General features: G+C 63.0%; 14 protein-coding genes. 5 read left to right on the top strand and 9 right to left on the bottom strand.

Features of this window, described 5'->3' with window-relative positions:
* Positions 1-69: 69 nt before the first annotated feature.
* Positions 70-1,332 (bottom strand): beta-ketoacyl-ACP synthase II, encoded by a 1,263-nt coding sequence (gene fabF / locus ACVWY5_RS29595; RefSeq protein ID WP_028334849.1) that lies wholly within the window; start codon positions 1,330-1,332, stop codon positions 70-72.
* A 1,113-nt stretch (positions 1,333-2,445) separates the two neighbouring features.
* Between fabF and ACVWY5_RS29590 the strand changes: the two genes are divergently transcribed.
* Both ACVWY5_RS29590 and ACVWY5_RS29585 read left to right on the top strand, forming a co-directional pair.
* Positions 2,446-3,789: a TubC N-terminal docking domain-related protein gene (locus ACVWY5_RS29590; protein WP_028334850.1), complete on the top strand. Its 1,344-nt coding sequence runs from the start codon at positions 2,446-2,448 to the stop codon at positions 3,787-3,789.
* 459 nt (positions 3,790-4,248) lie between these two features.
* Complete coding sequence (locus ACVWY5_RS29585; protein WP_050386810.1) at positions 4,249-4,437, top strand: hypothetical protein; 189 nt, start codon at positions 4,249-4,251, stop codon at positions 4,435-4,437.
* Between the two features lie 191 nt (positions 4,438-4,628).
* On the opposite strand, the gene ACVWY5_RS29580 is transcribed toward ACVWY5_RS29585, so the two are convergent.
* The 8 genes from ACVWY5_RS29580 to ACVWY5_RS29545 form a co-directional block, all read right to left on the bottom strand.
* Positions 4,629-6,938, bottom strand: a complete 2,310-nt coding sequence (locus ACVWY5_RS29580) for an O-linked N-acetylglucosamine transferase family protein (protein ID WP_080667115.1) — start codon at positions 6,936-6,938, stop codon at positions 4,629-4,631.
* A 291-nt stretch (positions 6,939-7,229) separates the two neighbouring features.
* The gene (locus ACVWY5_RS29575; protein ID WP_028334853.1) at positions 7,230-8,216 is read right to left on the bottom strand and encodes a glycoside hydrolase family protein; all 987 of its coding nucleotides are present in this window, start codon (positions 8,214-8,216) and stop codon (positions 7,230-7,232) included.
* Between the two features lie 401 nt (positions 8,217-8,617).
* Positions 8,618-9,451: a hypothetical protein gene (locus ACVWY5_RS29570; RefSeq protein WP_051376189.1), complete on the bottom strand. Its 834-nt coding sequence runs from the start codon at positions 9,449-9,451 to the stop codon at positions 8,618-8,620.
* Between the two features lie 29 nt (positions 9,452-9,480).
* On the bottom strand, positions 9,481-10,089 hold the full coding sequence (locus ACVWY5_RS29565) for a DUF262 domain-containing protein (RefSeq protein ID WP_051376190.1): 609 nt from the start codon (positions 10,087-10,089) through the stop codon (positions 9,481-9,483).
* 410 nt (positions 10,090-10,499) lie between these two features.
* Positions 10,500-10,829: a hypothetical protein gene (locus ACVWY5_RS29560; protein WP_028334854.1), complete on the bottom strand. Its 330-nt coding sequence runs from the start codon at positions 10,827-10,829 to the stop codon at positions 10,500-10,502.
* A 676-nt stretch (positions 10,830-11,505) separates the two neighbouring features.
* Complete coding sequence (locus ACVWY5_RS29555; protein ID WP_321176882.1) at positions 11,506-11,871, bottom strand: hypothetical protein; 366 nt, start codon at positions 11,869-11,871, stop codon at positions 11,506-11,508.
* Complete coding sequence (locus ACVWY5_RS29550) at positions 11,872-12,138, bottom strand: HGGxSTG domain-containing protein (RefSeq protein ID WP_038377574.1); 267 nt, start codon at positions 12,136-12,138, stop codon at positions 11,872-11,874.
* On the bottom strand, positions 12,135-12,797 hold the full coding sequence (locus tag ACVWY5_RS29545) for a hypothetical protein (protein ID WP_028334857.1): 663 nt from the start codon (positions 12,795-12,797) through the stop codon (positions 12,135-12,137). Before ACVWY5_RS29545 ends, ACVWY5_RS29550 begins: the two co-directional genes overlap by 4 nt.
* A 431-nt stretch (positions 12,798-13,228) precedes the next feature.
* Here ACVWY5_RS29545 and ACVWY5_RS29540 point away from each other — a divergent pair, with 431 nt between their 5' ends.
* The 3 genes from ACVWY5_RS29540 (at position 13,229) to ACVWY5_RS29530 (ending at position 17,598) form a co-directional block, all read left to right on the top strand.
* Entirely contained in the window at positions 13,229-15,550 is a 2,322-nt protein-coding gene (locus ACVWY5_RS29540; RefSeq protein WP_028334858.1) for a molybdopterin guanine dinucleotide-containing S/N-oxide reductase, read from the top strand.
* 102 nt (positions 15,551-15,652) lie between these two features.
* Positions 15,653-16,696, top strand: coding sequence for an alpha/beta fold hydrolase (locus ACVWY5_RS29535; protein WP_028334859.1), 1,044 nt, complete (start codon positions 15,653-15,655; stop codon positions 16,694-16,696).
* Positions 16,697-16,722: 26 nt separating this feature from the next.
* A complete protein-coding gene (locus ACVWY5_RS29530; RefSeq protein WP_028334860.1) occupies positions 16,723-17,598 on the top strand; it encodes a PhzF family phenazine biosynthesis protein in 876 nt (291 codons plus the stop codon).
* Positions 17,599-17,628 lie beyond the last annotated feature (30 nt).

The raw sequence follows: 17,628 nt of genomic DNA, 5'->3' as shown, positions 1-17,628 counted from the left end.
GGCAGCTCCGCTCTTGTAGATGACGCGACACGCGCGGTATCGTTCCAGTGCGAGCAAAGCCCGACTGTCTCAAGACCACCGTCGAAACACCAGGCTGGCGTTGACGCCGCCAAATCCGAAGCCGTTCGAGATCGCGTGTTCGATTGTCATTCGCCGCGCAACGTTCGCGACGAGGTCGATGCCCTGCGCCGCGGAATCGGCGTTCTCCAGATTGAGCGTGGGCGGCGCGACCTGATCGCGCAGCGCCAGGATGGTGAAGATCGCCTCGATGCCGCCGGCGGCGCCGAGCAGATGTCCGGTCGCCGACTTGGTCGCGCTGACGGCAATTCCTCCCTCGCGCCCGAACACGCGCTTGATCGCCTCGAGCTCGGAGAGATCGCCGACCGGCGTCGATGTCGAATGCGCGTTGAGATGCTGGATCTGGTCGGGCCGCAACCCGGCCTGCTGCAGCGCCGCCTCCATCGCGCGCCGGGCGCCGTCGCCATCCTCCGGGCCTGCGGTGATGTGATAGGCGTCCGCCGTCGTGCCGTAGCCGACGAGCTCGGCGATTGGCTTCGCGCCGCGCAGCAAGGCATGTTCGAGCTCCTCGATGACGAGCACGCCTGCGCCTTCGCCCATGACGAAGCCGTCGCGCTCGCGGTCGAACGGCCGCGACGCCCGCGCGGGCGTGTCGTTGAACGACGTCGACAGCGCCCGCGCCGCCGCAAAGCCGCCGAGGCTCACGGGATCGATGCAGGCTTCCGCGCCGCCGCAGATCGCGACGTCGGCTTCGCCGGATCTGATCAGGCGCGCGCCGTCGCCGATCGCTTGAACGCTGGCGGCGCAGGCGGTCACCGGCGCGCCGATCGGACCCTTGTAGCCGTAGCGGATGGTGACGTGCCCGGCCGCGAGATTGGCCAGGAAGGATGGAATGGTGAACGGCGACAGCCGGCGCAGGCCGCTCTTCTCCGCGGTGCGCACGGCGTCCGCGATCGCGGGAAACCCGCCGATCCCGGATGCGATCACGGTGGCGGTGCGCTGCTGCGCACGCGCCTCGGCCGGCATCCAGCCGGCCTGCGCCACGGCCTCGGCCGCTGCGAGCAGCGCGAACAGGATGAACCGGTCCATCTTCTTCTGGTCCTTGCGCGGGGCCGCGGAATCGGGATCGAACCCGCCCTCGGCATCCCCGGCCTTGTCAGGAACCTGTCCTGCGACGCGCCCCGGCAGCGCGGCCGCCCACTCGGGCAACGCCGTAAGCCCGGAATGCCCCGCAAGCAGCCTCGACCACACCAGTTCGGTGCCACAGCCCAGCGGAGACACCGTCCCCAGGCCCGTCACAACAATTCGACGCATGGTTCTCCTGTCGCGCCCTTGGTGCGAACCGGCATGGCCGGGATTCGAACTTGCCCGGGCGTCGGGTCTGTTTTATATGATAACCGTCATCTATGATCTCGACCGACCGGACGTCAAGGGATTACCTTCCCTCCAGCGCTCCGTTCGTCTGGCGGTCTCAATGATTAGGATCGTGGTCAGTAGATTGCGGCCGAAACCCATGTACCGCCGCCTCGAAGTGAAATGAATCGGCTGTGAGACCCGCCAGACTGTCGACCTGACCATCGTCCGCCGGCCGAAGTCTACGCCCGTGCGCGAGCTCGAGCGCTACATGCGCTGCAAGGATTGCTCGGAGGTCCGCGGCTATCCATTCAGGAGGCGATGATCGAGGAGGCGATGATCGATTCGATGTGTGAGAAATTGCGCCGAGCTGGATGATCGGATCGCACACTACAAGTCGATAGCCTTGCGAGTGACGGACCAGCGCACCAAAAACGGCATCGCATGCCTGATCGAAGAACACGAAGCCGAGAAGGGATCACTCCATCCGGCGGCGAAAGAGTAAGGGGCGCCTCAGTTGGCGGCAGTTGAAACCCTGACGTCAAGAGAAAATGGCCGCGCGAGAGGCATCGACACCGAGGCCAAGCCGACATGTCATCCATGAGGTACGGCAGGTTCAGCAGACCATAGCCAGCCCAAGCTGATGATAGGCGCGATCAGCGATGTCCCCGCTAAGCCGATGAGGCTGAACTCAACGCCGTCGAGATCGGTCCTGAATATGGAAGCCAGCCTGCCCCAGGTTCCGAGTGACCGCATTAACGTATATCGGTCAATGCGCGTATCCTGATGGGACGCAAAACGCAGGCCGGCAAAGACTCGTTCGCGTAGAACAGCACCCACCTCTGGGTTCCCCCGTATTGCGGCCCCATCGTCATCAACCCTTTGCGTTTCGAACGTACCGATAATCATCAGGAATTTGCACTTCCTCCTGGGGCAAGGCCGACGCCGCCCGCATGCATTTTAAGCGGGCGGCGTTGGGCGTTCTCGGCCATATGGATAATTGACCAGGCGCCGAGAGCTTGGGATAGCGTCTGCCCGGCTCAGGTCGGGCTATCCCAAGGCGAGGCACCTGACATGGAAACAGCCACGCTTTTATCGATTCTCCGCGAGCGGAACGTCAGAGTATGGATCGAAGGGGAACGCCTTAAGTGCAGCGCTCCCGCTGGCGCTCTTGACGCAGAGTTGCGCGCGACACTGGCGGACCGAAAGCAGGATCTGCTCGCCTGGTTGCGGCAGGCGGAGACGCCGAAGAGCGGTCCGGCCGATTCCCTGCCCATCGAGCGCGAGGATGGGACAGGAGCGCTCCTGCCGACAATTTCCAGGCAAGTTCCGTTGCCGATAATCCCGGCACAGCGCGAATGCATGAGCCGCTTCGTTAAGGAACTCCGGGGTTGCGGCTACGACCTTGCAAGCTGTGCCGAACGCCTCGAGGTACTTCCTCGCATCGGGGTGAATTTCTGGCAAAAAATGCGAACGTCTTGGACTCCTCGAGAGGAAGATCCAATCGACAATCTCATTACGCTCTTCATCGATGGCCAGCAGGTGAGCGCAGACATCGTCGCGAAACGGATTTCGTCGCTCTTTGTTGATGCGGCGCTCGAAATGGGATTGGTTGAAAAAGACGGCGACGTGTTGCGGTCGGACTTCAGTCTGTTCCCATGTTATGGGAAATACCTCGTCACGGATCATGGAGAGAAGAACACCGCAATCAATCAAGTCATGTGGCTGTGGGGAGAGAGCTTTATACTCGGCGGCATGGTCAAGAGGATCGCCCGCAGGCGCGCCATTGATCTGGGAACAGGCTCCGGCGTGCACGCTATTCTGGCGAGCGACCATTCCGAGAGGGTAGTGGGCGCAGACGTCAGTCCGCGCGCCATCGCCTTCTCCAACTTCAATGCAGCGCTAAACGAAAAGACTAACATCGATTTTATCATAAGCGATCTCTTCGATTCGATCGCCGGAACATGTGATCTGCTGGTATCCAACGTTCCCTACGCACCGGACACTGCCGCCAAGGCGAGCGACAATTTTTGGAGCGGTGGAATAGACGGTACCGAGCTTCTGCAAAGGGTCGTCGAGGCTCTTCCCACGAGGTTGGACGCGGACGGAACAGCCTGCATCAATTCCCTGTTTCCGAATCCTCCCGGGACGAAAATCAGGGATCATTTCGATGCTTGGCTTGGGGGCAATCTCACCGAGTGGGATGTGCTGGATCACACCTGGCCTGTTCCGGGATATCAAGATTTGCTCTCCGAGCAGCCATTCCAGGGTGATATGAGCGCGTGGCGCTTTGGCGTGGTGAGTATGCGTCGATCTCGGATTGGCCGGGGTTGGTGGAAGGAAGTCGCGGGCAACGGCCTGTTCTTCCGAGAGGACGGAAGTTGCAGCGTCATCGCCGATCACGATGCCTACGGGTGACCTGCTGGACTATTGCCGAACAGCCCGTAGCGTAAGCTGTCGAGTACAGCATCGATCTTATCGATCGTGAGAAGAGTTATCCTGCAGCTGGGCAAACGGCCGCTACGCCGTGGAGGCCCAAGGTCGTCATCCCCGACCGCCATTTCAAAGTGGTCGCCTTCGTTCCGGAAATAACCGGTGTTAATCGCGACGGCGATTGCCGCTTTTTCCCAAAATGCGCGGCAGGTAGGAACCATCGAGCGGACAGGACGTCTAATTGACGCTTCCGGTCAGCCAGGCCCCCCCGACTGCCGGAGGAAAACCCGCATTGCTCGGGTTGGCGGCCCTCAGGTTGGGGCCGCTTTCAATTCGACGGGAAAGCGCAAACATTGTTCGATCGCCACGATTCACATAGTTCAATGCCGCGCGCTCCATCCCGCGAGCTAATGTCGAACTCGTATTTTGCAGGTGGTGGTAGCAATGGAATTTATTGGACGCCCGATGCGAGGCCGGTTCCTCGTTCGGCAAGGAAGCATCGGCTGGATGGTCTACGACAGCGAACTCAAAGGGCCAGCTCAGATAAGGAAAAATGGCCCCTTTGCCGAAAAGCTGACCAAGGAACAAGCTGAGATTTTAGCGAAGGGCCTAACGAACCAGCCAGATTCGTAAAAGCGAACCACGATACCCTCTGGGCTATGCATAGGTGGTCCCGGCCGTTCCCGAGTGGTCCATGAGATCAAGAACAACGGTTACCGCCTGCGCCTCGAGCGCGACGGAGATCGCGTCCGGCTGCTCACGAAAGTCGGCTATGGTTGGACCAAGCGTCTCGCGTCGCTGAGGCGGCGAGTAGCCAGCAACGATCACGCCGGGACGACGATATGGTCCGGCGCAATGCCCGCCTGGTGACGCTCATACATCGCGGTATAGGCGGCCTCGACATGCCGGGTGAAACGTTTGGTATCGAACAACGGTGCCGTCAGCCGGTTGGCCGCCAGCCTGGTTTTGAGCGCCGCGAGCTTTTCGGGACGGGTCGCAAGATCGACTGCCATGCGCTCATAAGTCTCCGGCGATTGCGCGATAAGCTCGGGCAGGCCGATCGCATGGAGCAAGCTCGCCGCGACCCGGCTGGCAAACGTGTCGCCGAGAATGGTCAGCACCGGCAGCCCGGCCCATAGCGCATCGCTGGCGGTCGTGTGGGCGTTGTAGGGAGTGCTGTCGAGGAACAGGCCGGCGAGGCGATGGCGTGCGAGATGGTCGGGTAACGACATACGCGGTGCGAACACAAGGCGCTCCGCAGCGACGCCACGCGCGACCGCCTCCTTGCGCAAATTTGCGGCAGATTCGGCATTGGCTTCGAGGAGCCACAACATGCTGCCTTCGACCCGGCCGAGAATCCTCATCCACCGGTCGAACATGTCAGGCGTGATCTTGTAGTTGTTGTTGAAGCAGCAGAACACGAAGCCCGTCGGCGCCAGCCCCACGTCGCCGCGCGTGAACAAGCGATCGGCAATGACACGTTTGTCGTCGTTGGCCTGATAGCTGTTGGGCAGGGCGACCACCTTTTCGCTGTAGAATTCGCGATGATGATCCGGGATCACGGTACGATCGGCGATGATGTAGTCGATGAACGGGGCGCCGAGTGTTCCCGGATAGCCCAGATAATTGACCTGGATGGGGGCAGGCCGGCGGCCAAGGACTCTGGTGCGGGATCCCCCGGTAAAGCCTTTCAGATCAACCAGGATGTCGATTTCCGATCGTCTGATCAGGTCGGCGACCTCATCGTCGTTGATGTCCCGGACCTCGACAAATCGATCGAACGACGCCTCCAGCCGTCGACGCATCTCCGAGGGGTCGTTGGGCGACCATGAGATTGCCACCGTCTCGAATTTCGACCGGTCGTGGCACTCGAACATCCCTGCCATCAAGAGCGATGTCGCGTGGTTGCAAAAATCCGACGAGAAATAGCCGACGCGAATTCGATCGTGATGGTAGCGCTCGCCCCGCCAGCGCTGGCTTGCAGACGGCGGATGATTCTTCGCGGTCCATCGCGTGGCGCATAGCAGTTGATCGGCGGTCGATGAAGGAACGCTACAAAACAGAAATGGCGGCGTCGTCGCGTTGCGATTCCTGATCGACTCGATAAGTCGGTCGCACTCGGCGTCAAGGTCGGCCCAGTCGCACATGTGGGATTTGGCGTGCAGACGATAGCCTTCGATGTCGGCCTGGTCCGGTTTGAGCGCGACGGCCTTGTCATAGGCGGCGAGTGCCTCGTGGTAGCGCGCCAGAGTGGATAGAACCTTGCCGCGGTTGGCGTGGGCAGCCGCATCGTCGCCCTTGCGCTGGATCGACTTGTCGATGCTGGCGAGCGCCGCCTCATGATGCCTGAGCCTGAACAGCGCCGAGCCGCGGTTGTTGTAGGCCTCGGCATAGTCGGGCCGCAACGCGATCGCTCTGTCGTAACTCGCGATTGCCTCTTCGAGACGATCCAGTTCGATCAGCACGTTGCCGCGATTGTAGCACGCGCCGGCAATTCCCGGCGCCCGGTCGTAGCTCGCGAGCGCATCATCGAACCTCTTGAGGTCGTTGAGCACGTTGCCACGATCGTTGTGTGCGCCGGCATCGTTGGGCTTGAGCGCAATCGCCCTGTCCAGGCTCGCCAGGGCCTCCTCGGGCCGCTCCAGCTTTCTCAGCGCGGTGCCCCTGTTTCGATGGGCATCTGCATGGTCAGGCACGAGCGCGATCACGCGATCGTAGCTTGCGAGCGCCTCCTCGTTGCGCCCGAGGTCCGCAAGCGTGATTGCGCGATTGTAGAGAGCCGGCGCAAGGTTTTGCTTGATCGCGACCGCCCTGTCGAAGCTCGCGAGCGCTTCGTCGAAGCGACGCAACGCGCGCAGCGCATTGCCGAGGTTGCTGTGCGCGTCCGCGACGTTGCCGTTGAGCCTGATCGCTCGCCGGATCAGGTCGACGCCGCGCTCGCTGCGGCCGGTCTGCGCGGAAATCAGGCCCAACAGGTGCAGTGCATCGAAGTTGTTGGGCTGCTGTCGGAGCATGTCTTCATAGATCTTTTCTGCTGCCGCCAACTGACCCCGCTGATGCAGCGCGACAGCCTGCGCGAAGGCGCGCTGCAAGGCGGTCGAACTGGATCTTTGAAATCCACCTGTTTCGGGCATCAGACGTCTTCACGCGCTCCGTGTCCGGGTCCTGGCCTCACGCTGGCAGACACGTCGCATCCTGTGCCCGCGATAAGGATCGCCCGTCTATTAAAGGTTGAAAACTGGCAGATCGTCCTCGATTGCGCAACGGCCTCCAGGAACAGCTCCGCGAATAGTCGGGCTGAAGCGGATGGTCCTCGATCAGCCCTGCGGCTGCCTCGTCGGCCGCAGCCGAACCGTGGACGGTCACGACGGAAGCGGGGGCATCGTCTGGAGCATCAAAGTCGCAGTCACGATGCGCCTGCCACTCTAGCTCGAACACGCGTCGTTGCTGAGCAGCGGCGTCGGGTTCTCGGTCGAATTTTCCCCGCCGCGATACCATGGCTTGAAACGAAACCCGGTTCTCGCATACGACCATGGCGCGGTCAGGGATCGGGCGCTGCCCTCCGTCGTATATTCTGAAGCGACGCCAGGGTCTGGATTGTAGAGCGAGAAGACTCCGCGCCAGCTGCCGTCCGGCTGCTCCTGGGCGTAGGACAGCTCCACCTTGTTTCGCGAGACCGAAACCAGACGATCCGAAACGTGATCGAACACGAATGGCCGCTCGAACCAGATCGTCGTCTCGTCCTGTTTGATTGCGACATTGGCCTCCTGTCGTGCCGTGCCGCCACCCACCAGCAGGGGAATCCCCAGCGGCACCGCGACATCAGCGGTGGCGGTTGCATTGAGACGGTGGGCGGAAAGCGTCGATGCAAAACCATCGGGCCGCGCAATGATGGCCTTCTTCGTGAACGGGCCGTGCGGGCTATCTGCCGTGGCAACCAGCGCGACGGCGTTCTGCGTGTTGTTGTAGTAGCCGTGATAGAAGATGACATACTCGCCGTTCGCGCGCCGGCAGGCATAGCTGATCGACAGCCCGGACGCTTCCTCGGGCAGTGAGGGCGTGATCACGGCGCCGTGGCGCGTGAATGTCATGCCGTCGACGCTGGTCGCCAGCTTGATCTGGTTCGACGCGCGGTCGAGGTAATAGATCATGTACGGCTCGGCTGCTCCGGGCTCATACACCACCTGCGCCGGGCCGATCCCGCCGGGCTCGGACGTGTCCGACTGAAAGGCGATTCCTTGCGGTATCCAGGCTCCTTCGTTTGTCGACGTCCAGAGCCGCAGCTGAAACCAGCCCGTCGTATAGGCTGACGCATAAAGACGCCGCGTGTGCGCATCCGGCGCGATCGCGGATGGCCATGCGAGGTGAAGAACGCCATCGGGCGGCGACAGCGCCGGCGTCAGGCTCGACACCAGGCCGTCGTCGCCGAACTCCCAGATGTGATAAATGCCGCTGCTCCCGAGGCCATTGAGAAACCAGCTTCTGGCAATTGCGCTTGCCGGGAAAATGGTGAGGACGGCAAAAAGAAGCCCCGCACAATCATGAAATTGTTCCTAGGTCGTCCTGTCTATTGAGCAAGGAATTCTGCTGTGATGACACACTCGGGCGCCCGTTTCGCCCGGAAATTTGTTTCTGAAAATGACGAGCAGATTTGAGATGGAGACGCGCGGGACGTGCCGGCAGATTCGGTGAGCAACTGCAAGCGCCGTCGACATTGCCGCCGTCGATGAGGTCGTCGAGCGGACCGGCGTCACCAAGCCGAGTCTTGATCGCAGCTTCGTGTCCAAGGACGATCTCGCCGCCGCCTATAAGCCTACCTGTTTGGACGATGGCGCTTTTGGTCGTGGGCATGCAAGGCGGCACGAGTACGAAAGAAAGTATCGTCGTCCGCTAAGGTCAGCAGGTTGGTATGGACAGGTAGCAGGTTGATCATCTTCGCAAATTGCGAAGGCAGAAGGACGCGGGTCTTTAGGTCGTTCAAGTGCGTTGACTTCGATTTTCTCTGTAGAGAGCTATCGAGCTTGAAATCAATATGCAGAAACGCAAACAGGTCAAACTTCTCTGCCGTGTAGATGTGGTATGCGTCTAGGCTCTGCTTTTGACCGAGTTGTGCAAGCAACGCTTGATAAGTCGGATCAGCACAGGATGCGATGCGATCCAGTTGAGCTTGCTTAGCGTCGTTTAGATCAAGCTTGAACCCATCGACGCTTTCAAACCTGATGCTGGCAAAAACGTTGTGATCGGCGGAGCCATATCCCTGAAACCGACCAATTGGTTGCCGGAATTGTTCTGCCTTAAGCTCGGCCGACGTGCAGAGCTTAAGATAACCTGCGCGGGCTAGGTGGGCGATTCCTGCGAGGTATTGAACCTCGTTGTAGAGCGGCGTGTCGTTACCTGGAGCGTGGATCGGTATCTTGGCCAAATATCCTGTTGGAACCTCGACCTTGCCACCCCACATCACTGATCCCGTGGAAATCCAGCCGCCCTCATGCGTAATTCCATGGGCTAGGACGGAGCTATCGACAAGGATCCGGAGGGGGGACTTTTTCCGCAGGGTGAGTTTAGTCGGGAGCACGGACATGGGCAAAAGGGCTTTTGCCAAACGCCGCTTGAATGACCGGCCAAGCTTTTCGCGAAGTTTCTTCATGCTTATATGAGCTTACTAATCCCTATGGATCAAAGGGTAAACACCTCCCAATCGTCGCGCCACCGATACAGTTGTTCGGTAGCCAACTCATACGCGCTGGTTTTGAACTCGCCAAAAAATTCGGCGTTTCGGAGTTCTTGGGGATTAAGCTTGACGCCGGTGGCGTTCATCCTTGCAAAGATTTGCAGGATCATCCGGTCATCAGTATCGGTTGGGAAAGAGTGTACGCTGAATTGATAATCGAGAATGCGCTGCCTAACCTCCATCGTGAGTTGATGGAATCTCTTGCCGCCGAAATCTTTGTTGTGCGTTTTATTGATTTCGAAATCATCGCGCTGCGGATCATAGTCCGGCAGTAGATTGTGATCGATGAACGAAAGGAGAGTGCGAATACGCTGCTGGCCGTCAACAACGTCGCGCTTGCCTTTTAGGGTCTTAAGGTCGGTCTTCTTGTCCCGCAAAAATATGATTGGGACCGGAAACCCTCTAATGATGGTGTCAATCAGGAATGATTTCGCACCCTTTTTCCAAACCGATCGGCGTTGAAAATTCGGGTTCAGTTCGAGTGTGCCTTCACGCTGCCAACCGACGAAGTCAGAGACACGGTAAAGCGTTCGAAGGGTTTGGGCTTCCAGCATAGATGTCTCCGGGCGCGAATCAGCCGTAGCTTGCCACGCGGTCCAATAGCTATCTAGGCGGGCAGCTTGGCTAGCGTACCGTCCTCCTTCCGGTTCAGTCAAAATGATAATCCCCCAGCTAAGGGGACGAATAGGTCGGGATGATTCGGCAACGTTTGCGAAAGCCCCATCATTTCATCTCCTCAAACACCTTCTGCGCTTCCCCCAGCAACTCCCGAATCCCCCTCCGTTCACTGATCGCATCCCCAGTGAACAGGCCGTGCCTCCACGCGTTCCGGTTTGCCCTTGGCGCGCCGGATTCCGGTGCGCCGCCGTGCATGCGGCAGCGCGTATTGGCGCGCACCGGTGCGGGTTTTGGCGCCGCAACGCGGGCTCGCCAGCATCGGGGCAGGTGGTGCCGATCTGATCGCTCACGCCTGGGCGTCCCGCCCGGCATCAGCCGAATTCTGCCGTCGCCTGGCGCGCGAAGCCTTCGCCGCATTCCGCGCCGCGGAGGCCGGGTTGTTGTCGGAAGCGATCACGCTCGCATGCTGGGTGACGTTGCCGATGATGGCGTTGCCGCCGTCCTTCACCTTGACGTTTTGCACGGTGATGGCGGGCTCGCCATGGCTGCGGTGGCGGTTCAGCGCGTCGATCTGGGCGGGAAGGGTGCAGGCGCGCCGCCGGCCGGTCGCATCCGGCCATCGCGACGCATTCATCCGGGCGTTGTGCGAGAACTTGCCGCGATCGCGCCCCGGCAACGGGCCACCCGCCTGTGCTTCCGAAGCAGGTGGCCCGCTCTTCGAGGGGCGCGATTGGAGAGCCAATCCAGCCTTTCTCGCCCCCACATTAAACGGCAAGCCCAACAGGCCGGCAATGGAGAGAGAGGATTACTTCCTCAGTCGGATGCAATGAGCCCATAGCGTTGGCGCCGGCAGCTTACAGGACTAGTCCGGACGGTCTGCCCGTAGATTTACCATGATCCGGAATTCCAACTGCTCGGCGCCGGAGCGCGCGCTAGGTTGATGGCGCGGGGGCGGCGCCTTGAGGTCAGGAGGCCGCAATGGAGCGTTTGTATTTGGGCATCGCCGTTACCAGCACTTACGCGCTGGTCACCATTGCGCTGATCATGGCCTTCGTGCACTGACCGCCGGGAATCCGGATCTTTGCTGGCGGGGCCGCAACCGGTTGCGTTGTCGTCTTCGGCACGCGGCGATGTCCGCAATCAGTAGCCTTTCACTGCGTCAGCGGGTTTAATCGTCATGCCCAGACCTGTAGCGATAACCCTGATGAGTTTGGCCGTTGCAACGCTCACGGCGTTCGGCATCGCCGCAGCCCTTGTGATCCATTAGCGAGGATGGGCCACCGGGGTTTCACGCCCGGCGGCCCATTGGTCGTTGAGGAGTGCGGGCGAACGACCATCAGTTCGGTCGCGATCTATTTCTTCATGTGGTCCTTCGGCATCGTCTCGTGCTTCATGGCGCTGCCGCTACCACTGCCTTCCTTCGACTTCGGATCGTTCATCGTCGCGCCCGGGTTTGCCGCACCGGGGCTGCTGGATGCACCTTGACCAGTGGTCGCAGCGGGAGAGTTGCCACCGCCTCCACCGGCACCGCCGCCTCCACCCCCACCACTGCCTTGAGCGCTGGCCGCCGCGATTGACCCGAATATGAATGCCGTTGCCAGTGCGATCTTCGCAATTTTCATTTGAACGTTTCCTTTGCTCTCGAGCTGTTGCAACACGCCTCGAAGATCGGCGTTCCTAAATGCCGTTTTTTGCGCGCGGCCATTTGCGGAACGCAATCACTTCATCCCCTCCAGCATCCTCCGCACGTCTCCCAACAACGCCCGTATCTGCCGCCGCTCGGCGATCGCTTCCCGAGTGAACAGGCCGTGCTTGCGCGCATTCCGGTTCGCCCGTGGCGCGCCGGATCCCCTTGCGCCGCCATGCATGCGGCAGCGCGTCTTGCCGCGCACCGCCGGCGCGCGGCACGCGCCACTGGTGCGGGTCCTGGCGCCGCAACGCGGGCTCGCCAGCATCGGGCCGGTATGTCCGATGTGCTGGCTCATGCCTGGGCGTCCCGCCCGCCATCGGCGGAATTCCGCCGTCGCCGCGAGCCCACGGCCTTCGGCGCATTCCGCGCCGCGGATGCCGGGCTGTTGTCGGACACGATCACGCTCGCATGCTGCGTGACGTTGCCGACGATGGCGTTGCCGCCGTCCTCGACGTTGACGTTCTGCACGGTGATGGCGGGCTCGCCATGGCTGCGGTGGCGGTTCAGCGCGTCGATCTGGGCGGGGAAGGTGCGGGCGAGCCGGCCCAATGCGCGCGCGGCGCTGTCGTGCTGGGTGAGGTCCTTGGCATGCGCGAGGTGATGGGCACATCGCATCGCCATCACATGAACCGACACCATCTGCGCCACCAGCATCGCCTCGACGGAATCCCGCGGGCGAATGCTTCTCACCATCGAGATCATGAAGGAGAGGTTGACCTCGCAGGGCTTGCCGCCGCTCACGCTGGCCTTGACCAATTGCCGCAGGATGCCGTCCATCGCGTCGCGATCGGCGACCCCCAGCGCGTTCGCCATCAGCTGCGCGCCGAGCTCGGGATCAGGATGGTCGATGCAGAAGCCGTGCGAGGAGAATTTGATCCGCGGGGCTGCGGCGGCCTGGGTCTGGCCGGTTGCGGCGGCCATCGTCGGCACGGCGATGTCGGGTGCAGTATCCATGTCGGGTATTCCCTGGAATGCGCGCGGCAAGCGCGCAGACGATCGCTCGCTGCGGCAGCCGGTGCGATGTCGATTGGGGGAGGGTTTTGGGCGGCAAGCGCCATCCGCGCGCCGGCTGTTGCGGGCGAGGGGGGCGGTCAGACGATTTCGGAATATTGGAAGTGTGCCGCTGATTTGCCCGACGTGTCAAGTCGCCATTCGAGCGCCGCCGGCCGCCGGCTCCTTTGCATGGGGTTGTTTTCGATATTTTGGCGGCGCGGCCCCGGTGGGGAGTTCCGCCGCCGTCGCCCGCAGTCATGCCGGCAAGGCACGGTGCGATCCGTGTTAGCGGGTACCGTGCGCCGATTGGATCATTATACTGGCCGGGACGTTGCGACAGGCGTGGCGCGGCGCCGGCCTGGGATGAACCGGCCTGGGATGAAGGAGCATCGATGAGCGAGACCATTGGCCACCCCGATCCCGGCCTCGATTTGTCCGACGGGTTCAAGCCGCACACCTCGCATTGGGGCGTGTTCTCGGCGCGGCTCGGCAAGGCGGGTCTCGAAGTCAGGCCCTATGCCGCCGATCCCGATCCGAACGGCATCATCAACAATTTCCCCGGCGCGCTGCGCCATCAGGCGCGCATCGCGAGGCCTGCGATCCGCCGCGGCTGGCTCGAGCGGGGGCCCGGTCCGGACGATCGCCGCGGCCGCGACGAGTTCGTCTCGGTGAGCTGGGAGCAGGCGCTCGACCTGCTCGGCGGCGAGCTGACGCGGATCCGCGACACGATCGGCCCCGGCGCGGTGTTCGGCGGCTCCTATGGCTGGTCCAGCGCGGGCCGCTTCCATCACGCGCAGAGCCAGGTGCACCGCTTCCTCAACATCGCCATGGGTGGCTATGTCCGCTCGGTGAACACCTATTCCTCGGGCGCGTCCTCGGTGCTGCTGCCGCAGATCCTGACCGGCTACGAGGACATCACCAAGCGCAACGTCACCTGGGAGCAGATCGCGGCCGAAACCGACATCGTGCTGGCGTTCGGCGGCATGGCGCTGAAGAACTCGATGGTGGCCGGCGGCTCGATCAGCAAGCATGTCGAGCGCGGCGCGATGGAGGCCGCGCAGCGGCGCGGCTGCGCGTTCGTCCTGGTCAGTCCATTGCGCGACGATCTGCCCGTCGAGGCCGGCGCCGAATGGCTGACGGCCACACCCGGCACCGACACCGCGCTGATGCTCGGCATCGTCCATACGCTCGTCAGCGAAGGCCTGCACGATCAGGCCTTCCTCGATCGCTACACCGAGGGCTGGCCGGTGTTTTTGCGCTATCTGACCGGCGAGGCCGATGGTCAGCCCAAGAGCGCCGAATGGGCTGCGGCGATCTGCGGCATCGATGCCGGCACCATCAAGGCGCTCGCGCGCCGGCTCGCCGGCCGCAGAGCGCTGATCACCGTGTCGCACTCGCTGCAGCGCGCCGAGCATGGCGAGCAGCCGGTGTGGATGGGCATGGTGCTGGCGGCGGCGCTCGGCCAGATCGGCCTGCCCGGCGGCGGCTACGCCTATTCGCTCGGCGCGATCGGCTACTACGGCCGCCGCGTCAATGCGATGCCCGGGCCGACGCTCGGTCAGGGCCGCAATGGCGTCGCCGACTTCATTCCGGTGGCGCGCATCGCCGACATGCTGCTCAATCCCGACACCAGCTATCGCTACAACGGCGAGACGCGGGCCTATCCGGATATCCGCCTCGTCTACTGGGCCGGCGGCAATCCGTTCCACCATCACCAGGACCTCAACCGCCTGCGCAAGGCGTTTGCGCGGCTCGACACGCTGGTGGTGCACGAACTCGCCTGGACCGCCACGGCGCGTCACGCCGACATCGTGCTGCCCTCGACCATGACGCTGGAGCGCGAGGACATCGGCTATTCCAGCAACGATCCCTTGATGGTCGCGATGCACCGGATCGCCGAGCCGTTCGGCCTTGCGCGCGACGACTACGAGATCTTCGCCGATCTCGCCGAGCGGCTTGGCGCCCGCGAGCCCTTCACCGAGGGGCGCACGTCGCGAGAGTGGCTGGAACATCTCTATGAGCCGACCCGCAAGGCGCTCGCCGCGCGCGGGCTCGAAGCCCCGAGCTTCGAGGAGTTCTGGGCGCGCGGCAGCCTGGTCGTGCCGCAGCATCTCGACGACGGCGGCTCGCTGCGCCGTTTCCGCGAGGACCCGGTGGCGCGGCCGCTGCCGACGCCGAGCGGCCGCATCGAGATATTCTCGCAGAAGATCGCTAGCCACGGCGATGCCGATTGTCCGGGCCATCCGGTCTGGCTCGAGAAGACCGACACGCCGACGCCTGGCGCGCCGTGCTTCCTCGTCGCCAACCAGCCGGTGACGCGCCTGCACAGCCAGCTCGATTTCGGCGGCCATTCGCTTGACGCCAAGCACCGCGGCCGCGAGGTCGCGCGCATGAATCCGCGCGACGCCAAGCCGCGCGGCATTGCCGACGGCGACATCATCCGCATCTTCAACGCGCGCGGCGCCTGCCTCGCCGCGGTGCATGTCACCGACGGCATCGCGCCCGGCGTGGTTCAGCTGCCGACCGGCGCCTGGTACGATCCGATGGATCCCGAGGAGGAGGCGCCGCTCTGCGTGCACGGCAATCCGAACGTGCTGACGCGTGACATCGGCACGTCATCCTTCGCGCAGGGCTGCACCGGCCAGCTGACAAGCGTTGAGGTCGAGCGGTTCAACGGCAATCTGCCGCCGATCCGCGCGTTCGATCCGGCGTAATTTCACGCGGGATCACGAACAAATCATCTGATGGCGCTGGATGGCGCCCACGCGTTCGGCTACGGCATCACGAGATCGCCCCTGAGTTCTGGATTTGCCGAGATGCCCCTGAAAACCCTGTTTCATCTTGCCGTTGCTGCGACCGTTGTGCTCGGTTCGTCCAACGCATTGGCGCAATCGGCCGCCGAGCCGGCCTATGGACCGGAGCTGCAGGGCTTCGACTATCCCTATCCCGTGGAGCATTATCGCTTCAGCTCGCAGGGGCAGGAGCTCGACATGGCCTATCTCGACGTCAAGCCGGCGACGCCGAACGGCCAGACCGCGGTGCTGCTGCACGGCAAGAATTTCTGTGCCGCGACCTGGGACGGCACCATCAAGGCGCTCAACGGCGCCGGCTATCGCGTGATCGCGATGGACCAGATCGGCTTCTGCAAGTCCAGCAAGCCGGAGCGCTATCAGTTCACCTTCCAGCAGCTTGCCGGCAACAGCCGCGCGCTGCTCGCCTCGCTCGGAATCGCGCATTCGATCATGGTCGGCCACTCGACCGGCGGCATGCTGGCGATGCGCTACGCCCTGATGTATCCGGAGGCCACCGACCGCCTGGTGCTGGTCGATCCGATCGGGCTCGAAGACTGGAAGGCCAAGGGCGTGCCGTGGCTCAGCCTCGACGGCTGGATGCAGCGCGAGACGCGCGTCACCGCGGACAGCATCCGCGCCTATGAGCGCGCCACCTATTACGCCGACACCTGGGATGCGTCCTACGAGACCTGGGTGCAGATGCTGGCCGGCATGTATCGCGGCCCGGGCCGCGCCGCCGTGGCATCGAGCTCGGCGCGGCTCTACGACATGATCGCGACCCAGCCGGTGTTCTACGAGTTCGAGCAGATCAAGCCGCCGACGCTGCTCTTTGTCGGCGACAAGGACACCACCGCGATCGGCAAGGACACCGCATCGCCGGAGATTCGCAAGACGCTCGGCAATTATCCGGTGCTCGGCAAGGAGGCCGCGCAGCGAATTCCGCATGCGCAGCTGATCGAATTCCCCGACCTCGGCCACTCGCCGCAGATCCAGGCGCCGGTGCGCTTCCACGAGGCGCTGCTCGGCTGGCTGCAGCATCCGGAGACCGGCGCGACGCTGGTCAAGTAGGGACGGCGAGACACGCGGGCGACATCATGACGACAGCCGAACTGGTCAGCGTGTTCACGGTCGATGGGCAGGGCGGCAATCCCTGTCCGATCGTGGTGGATGCAAGCGGCATGAGCGCATCCGAGATGCAGGACGTCGCCCGCCGCCACGGTCACGAGTCCGGCTTCGTGCTGCCGGCACAGAGCGACGATTTCGACGCCACGTTCCGCTTTTTCGTTCCGAATCACGAAATGGAAATGTGCGGCCACGCGACCATCGGCGCGCTCTGGCTGCTTGCACGCCATGGAAGGCTGCCGGGCGACACCATCCGGATCTCGACGCGCAGCGGTCCGGTCACCGGCTTCATCAGCCGTGATCGTCACGGCGAGCCCAGTGTCGAGATCACCCAGCCGGCCGGGAAGACCGTTCCGCTGACTGCAGGTCAACGCGATGACGTGCTGCGGGCGCTCGCGGTCGGGCCGGAAGCGATCGACGCGGTGACACCGTGCAATGCCGTCACATCGCGGATCAAGACACTCGTTCCGATGCGCTCCCCCGAAGCGCTGAATGCGCTTGATCCCGCGATAGGGGACGTCGAGGCGGTCTGCGGCCGGATCGGATCGACCGGGCTCTATCCATTCGCCGTGATCGACCGAAAGGCGCGCCTGTTCGAGGCCCGGCAATTCCCGCGCTCCTCCGGCTATCGCGAGGATGCCGCGACCGGCATTGCGGCCGCGGCGCTGGCGTTCGGCTTGCTCGACTACGGCCTGGTCGCTCCTGATGACGACGAGATCCGAATCCTGCAGGGCAGGGCGATGGGGCGGCTGTCTGAGATCCGCGTCCGCATCGGCTTCGCCGGCGGCCGTCCCGTCGGCTGCCTGCTTGGCGGCAATGTCGCGCTGATGGCTGCGCCGTCAGGCTGAGCAGCCGTCAGCGCGAGGCGCCGGCTTCGT

Source organism: Bradyrhizobium sp. USDA 3256 (assembly GCF_054058275.1).
This window is presented reverse-complemented; position numbering and strand designations above follow the sequence as displayed.

Excerpts from the sequence above, each read along its gene's own strand:
- fabF (WP_028334849.1), bottom strand. The coding sequence starts at position 1,332 with ATGCGTCGAATTGTTGTGACGGGCCTGGGGACGGTGTCTCCGCTGGGC.
- ACVWY5_RS29590 (WP_028334850.1), top strand. The coding sequence starts at position 2,446 with ATGGAAACAGCCACGCTTTTATCGATTCTCCGCGAGCGGAACGTCAGA.
- ACVWY5_RS29585 (WP_050386810.1), top strand. The coding sequence starts at position 4,249 with ATGGAATTTATTGGACGCCCGATGCGAGGCCGGTTCCTCGTTCGGCAA.
- ACVWY5_RS29580 (WP_080667115.1), bottom strand. The coding sequence starts at position 6,938 with ATGCCCGAAACAGGTGGATTTCAAAGATCCAGTTCGACCGCCTTGCAG.
- ACVWY5_RS29570 (WP_051376189.1), bottom strand. The coding sequence starts at position 9,451 with ATGAAGAAACTTCGCGAAAAGCTTGGCCGGTCATTCAAGCGGCGTTTG.
- ACVWY5_RS29565 (WP_051376190.1), bottom strand. The coding sequence starts at position 10,089 with ATGCTGGAAGCCCAAACCCTTCGAACGCTTTACCGTGTCTCTGACTTC.
- ACVWY5_RS29550 (WP_038377574.1), bottom strand. The coding sequence starts at position 12,138 with ATGAGCCAGCACATCGGACATACCGGCCCGATGCTGGCGAGCCCGCGT.
- ACVWY5_RS29545 (WP_028334857.1), bottom strand. The coding sequence starts at position 12,797 with ATGGATACTGCACCCGACATCGCCGTGCCGACGATGGCCGCCGCAACC.
- ACVWY5_RS29540 (WP_028334858.1), top strand. The coding sequence starts at position 13,229 with ATGAGCGAGACCATTGGCCACCCCGATCCCGGCCTCGATTTGTCCGAC.
- ACVWY5_RS29535 (WP_028334859.1), top strand. The coding sequence starts at position 15,653 with ATGCCCCTGAAAACCCTGTTTCATCTTGCCGTTGCTGCGACCGTTGTG.
- ACVWY5_RS29530 (WP_028334860.1), top strand. The coding sequence starts at position 16,723 with ATGACGACAGCCGAACTGGTCAGCGTGTTCACGGTCGATGGGCAGGGC.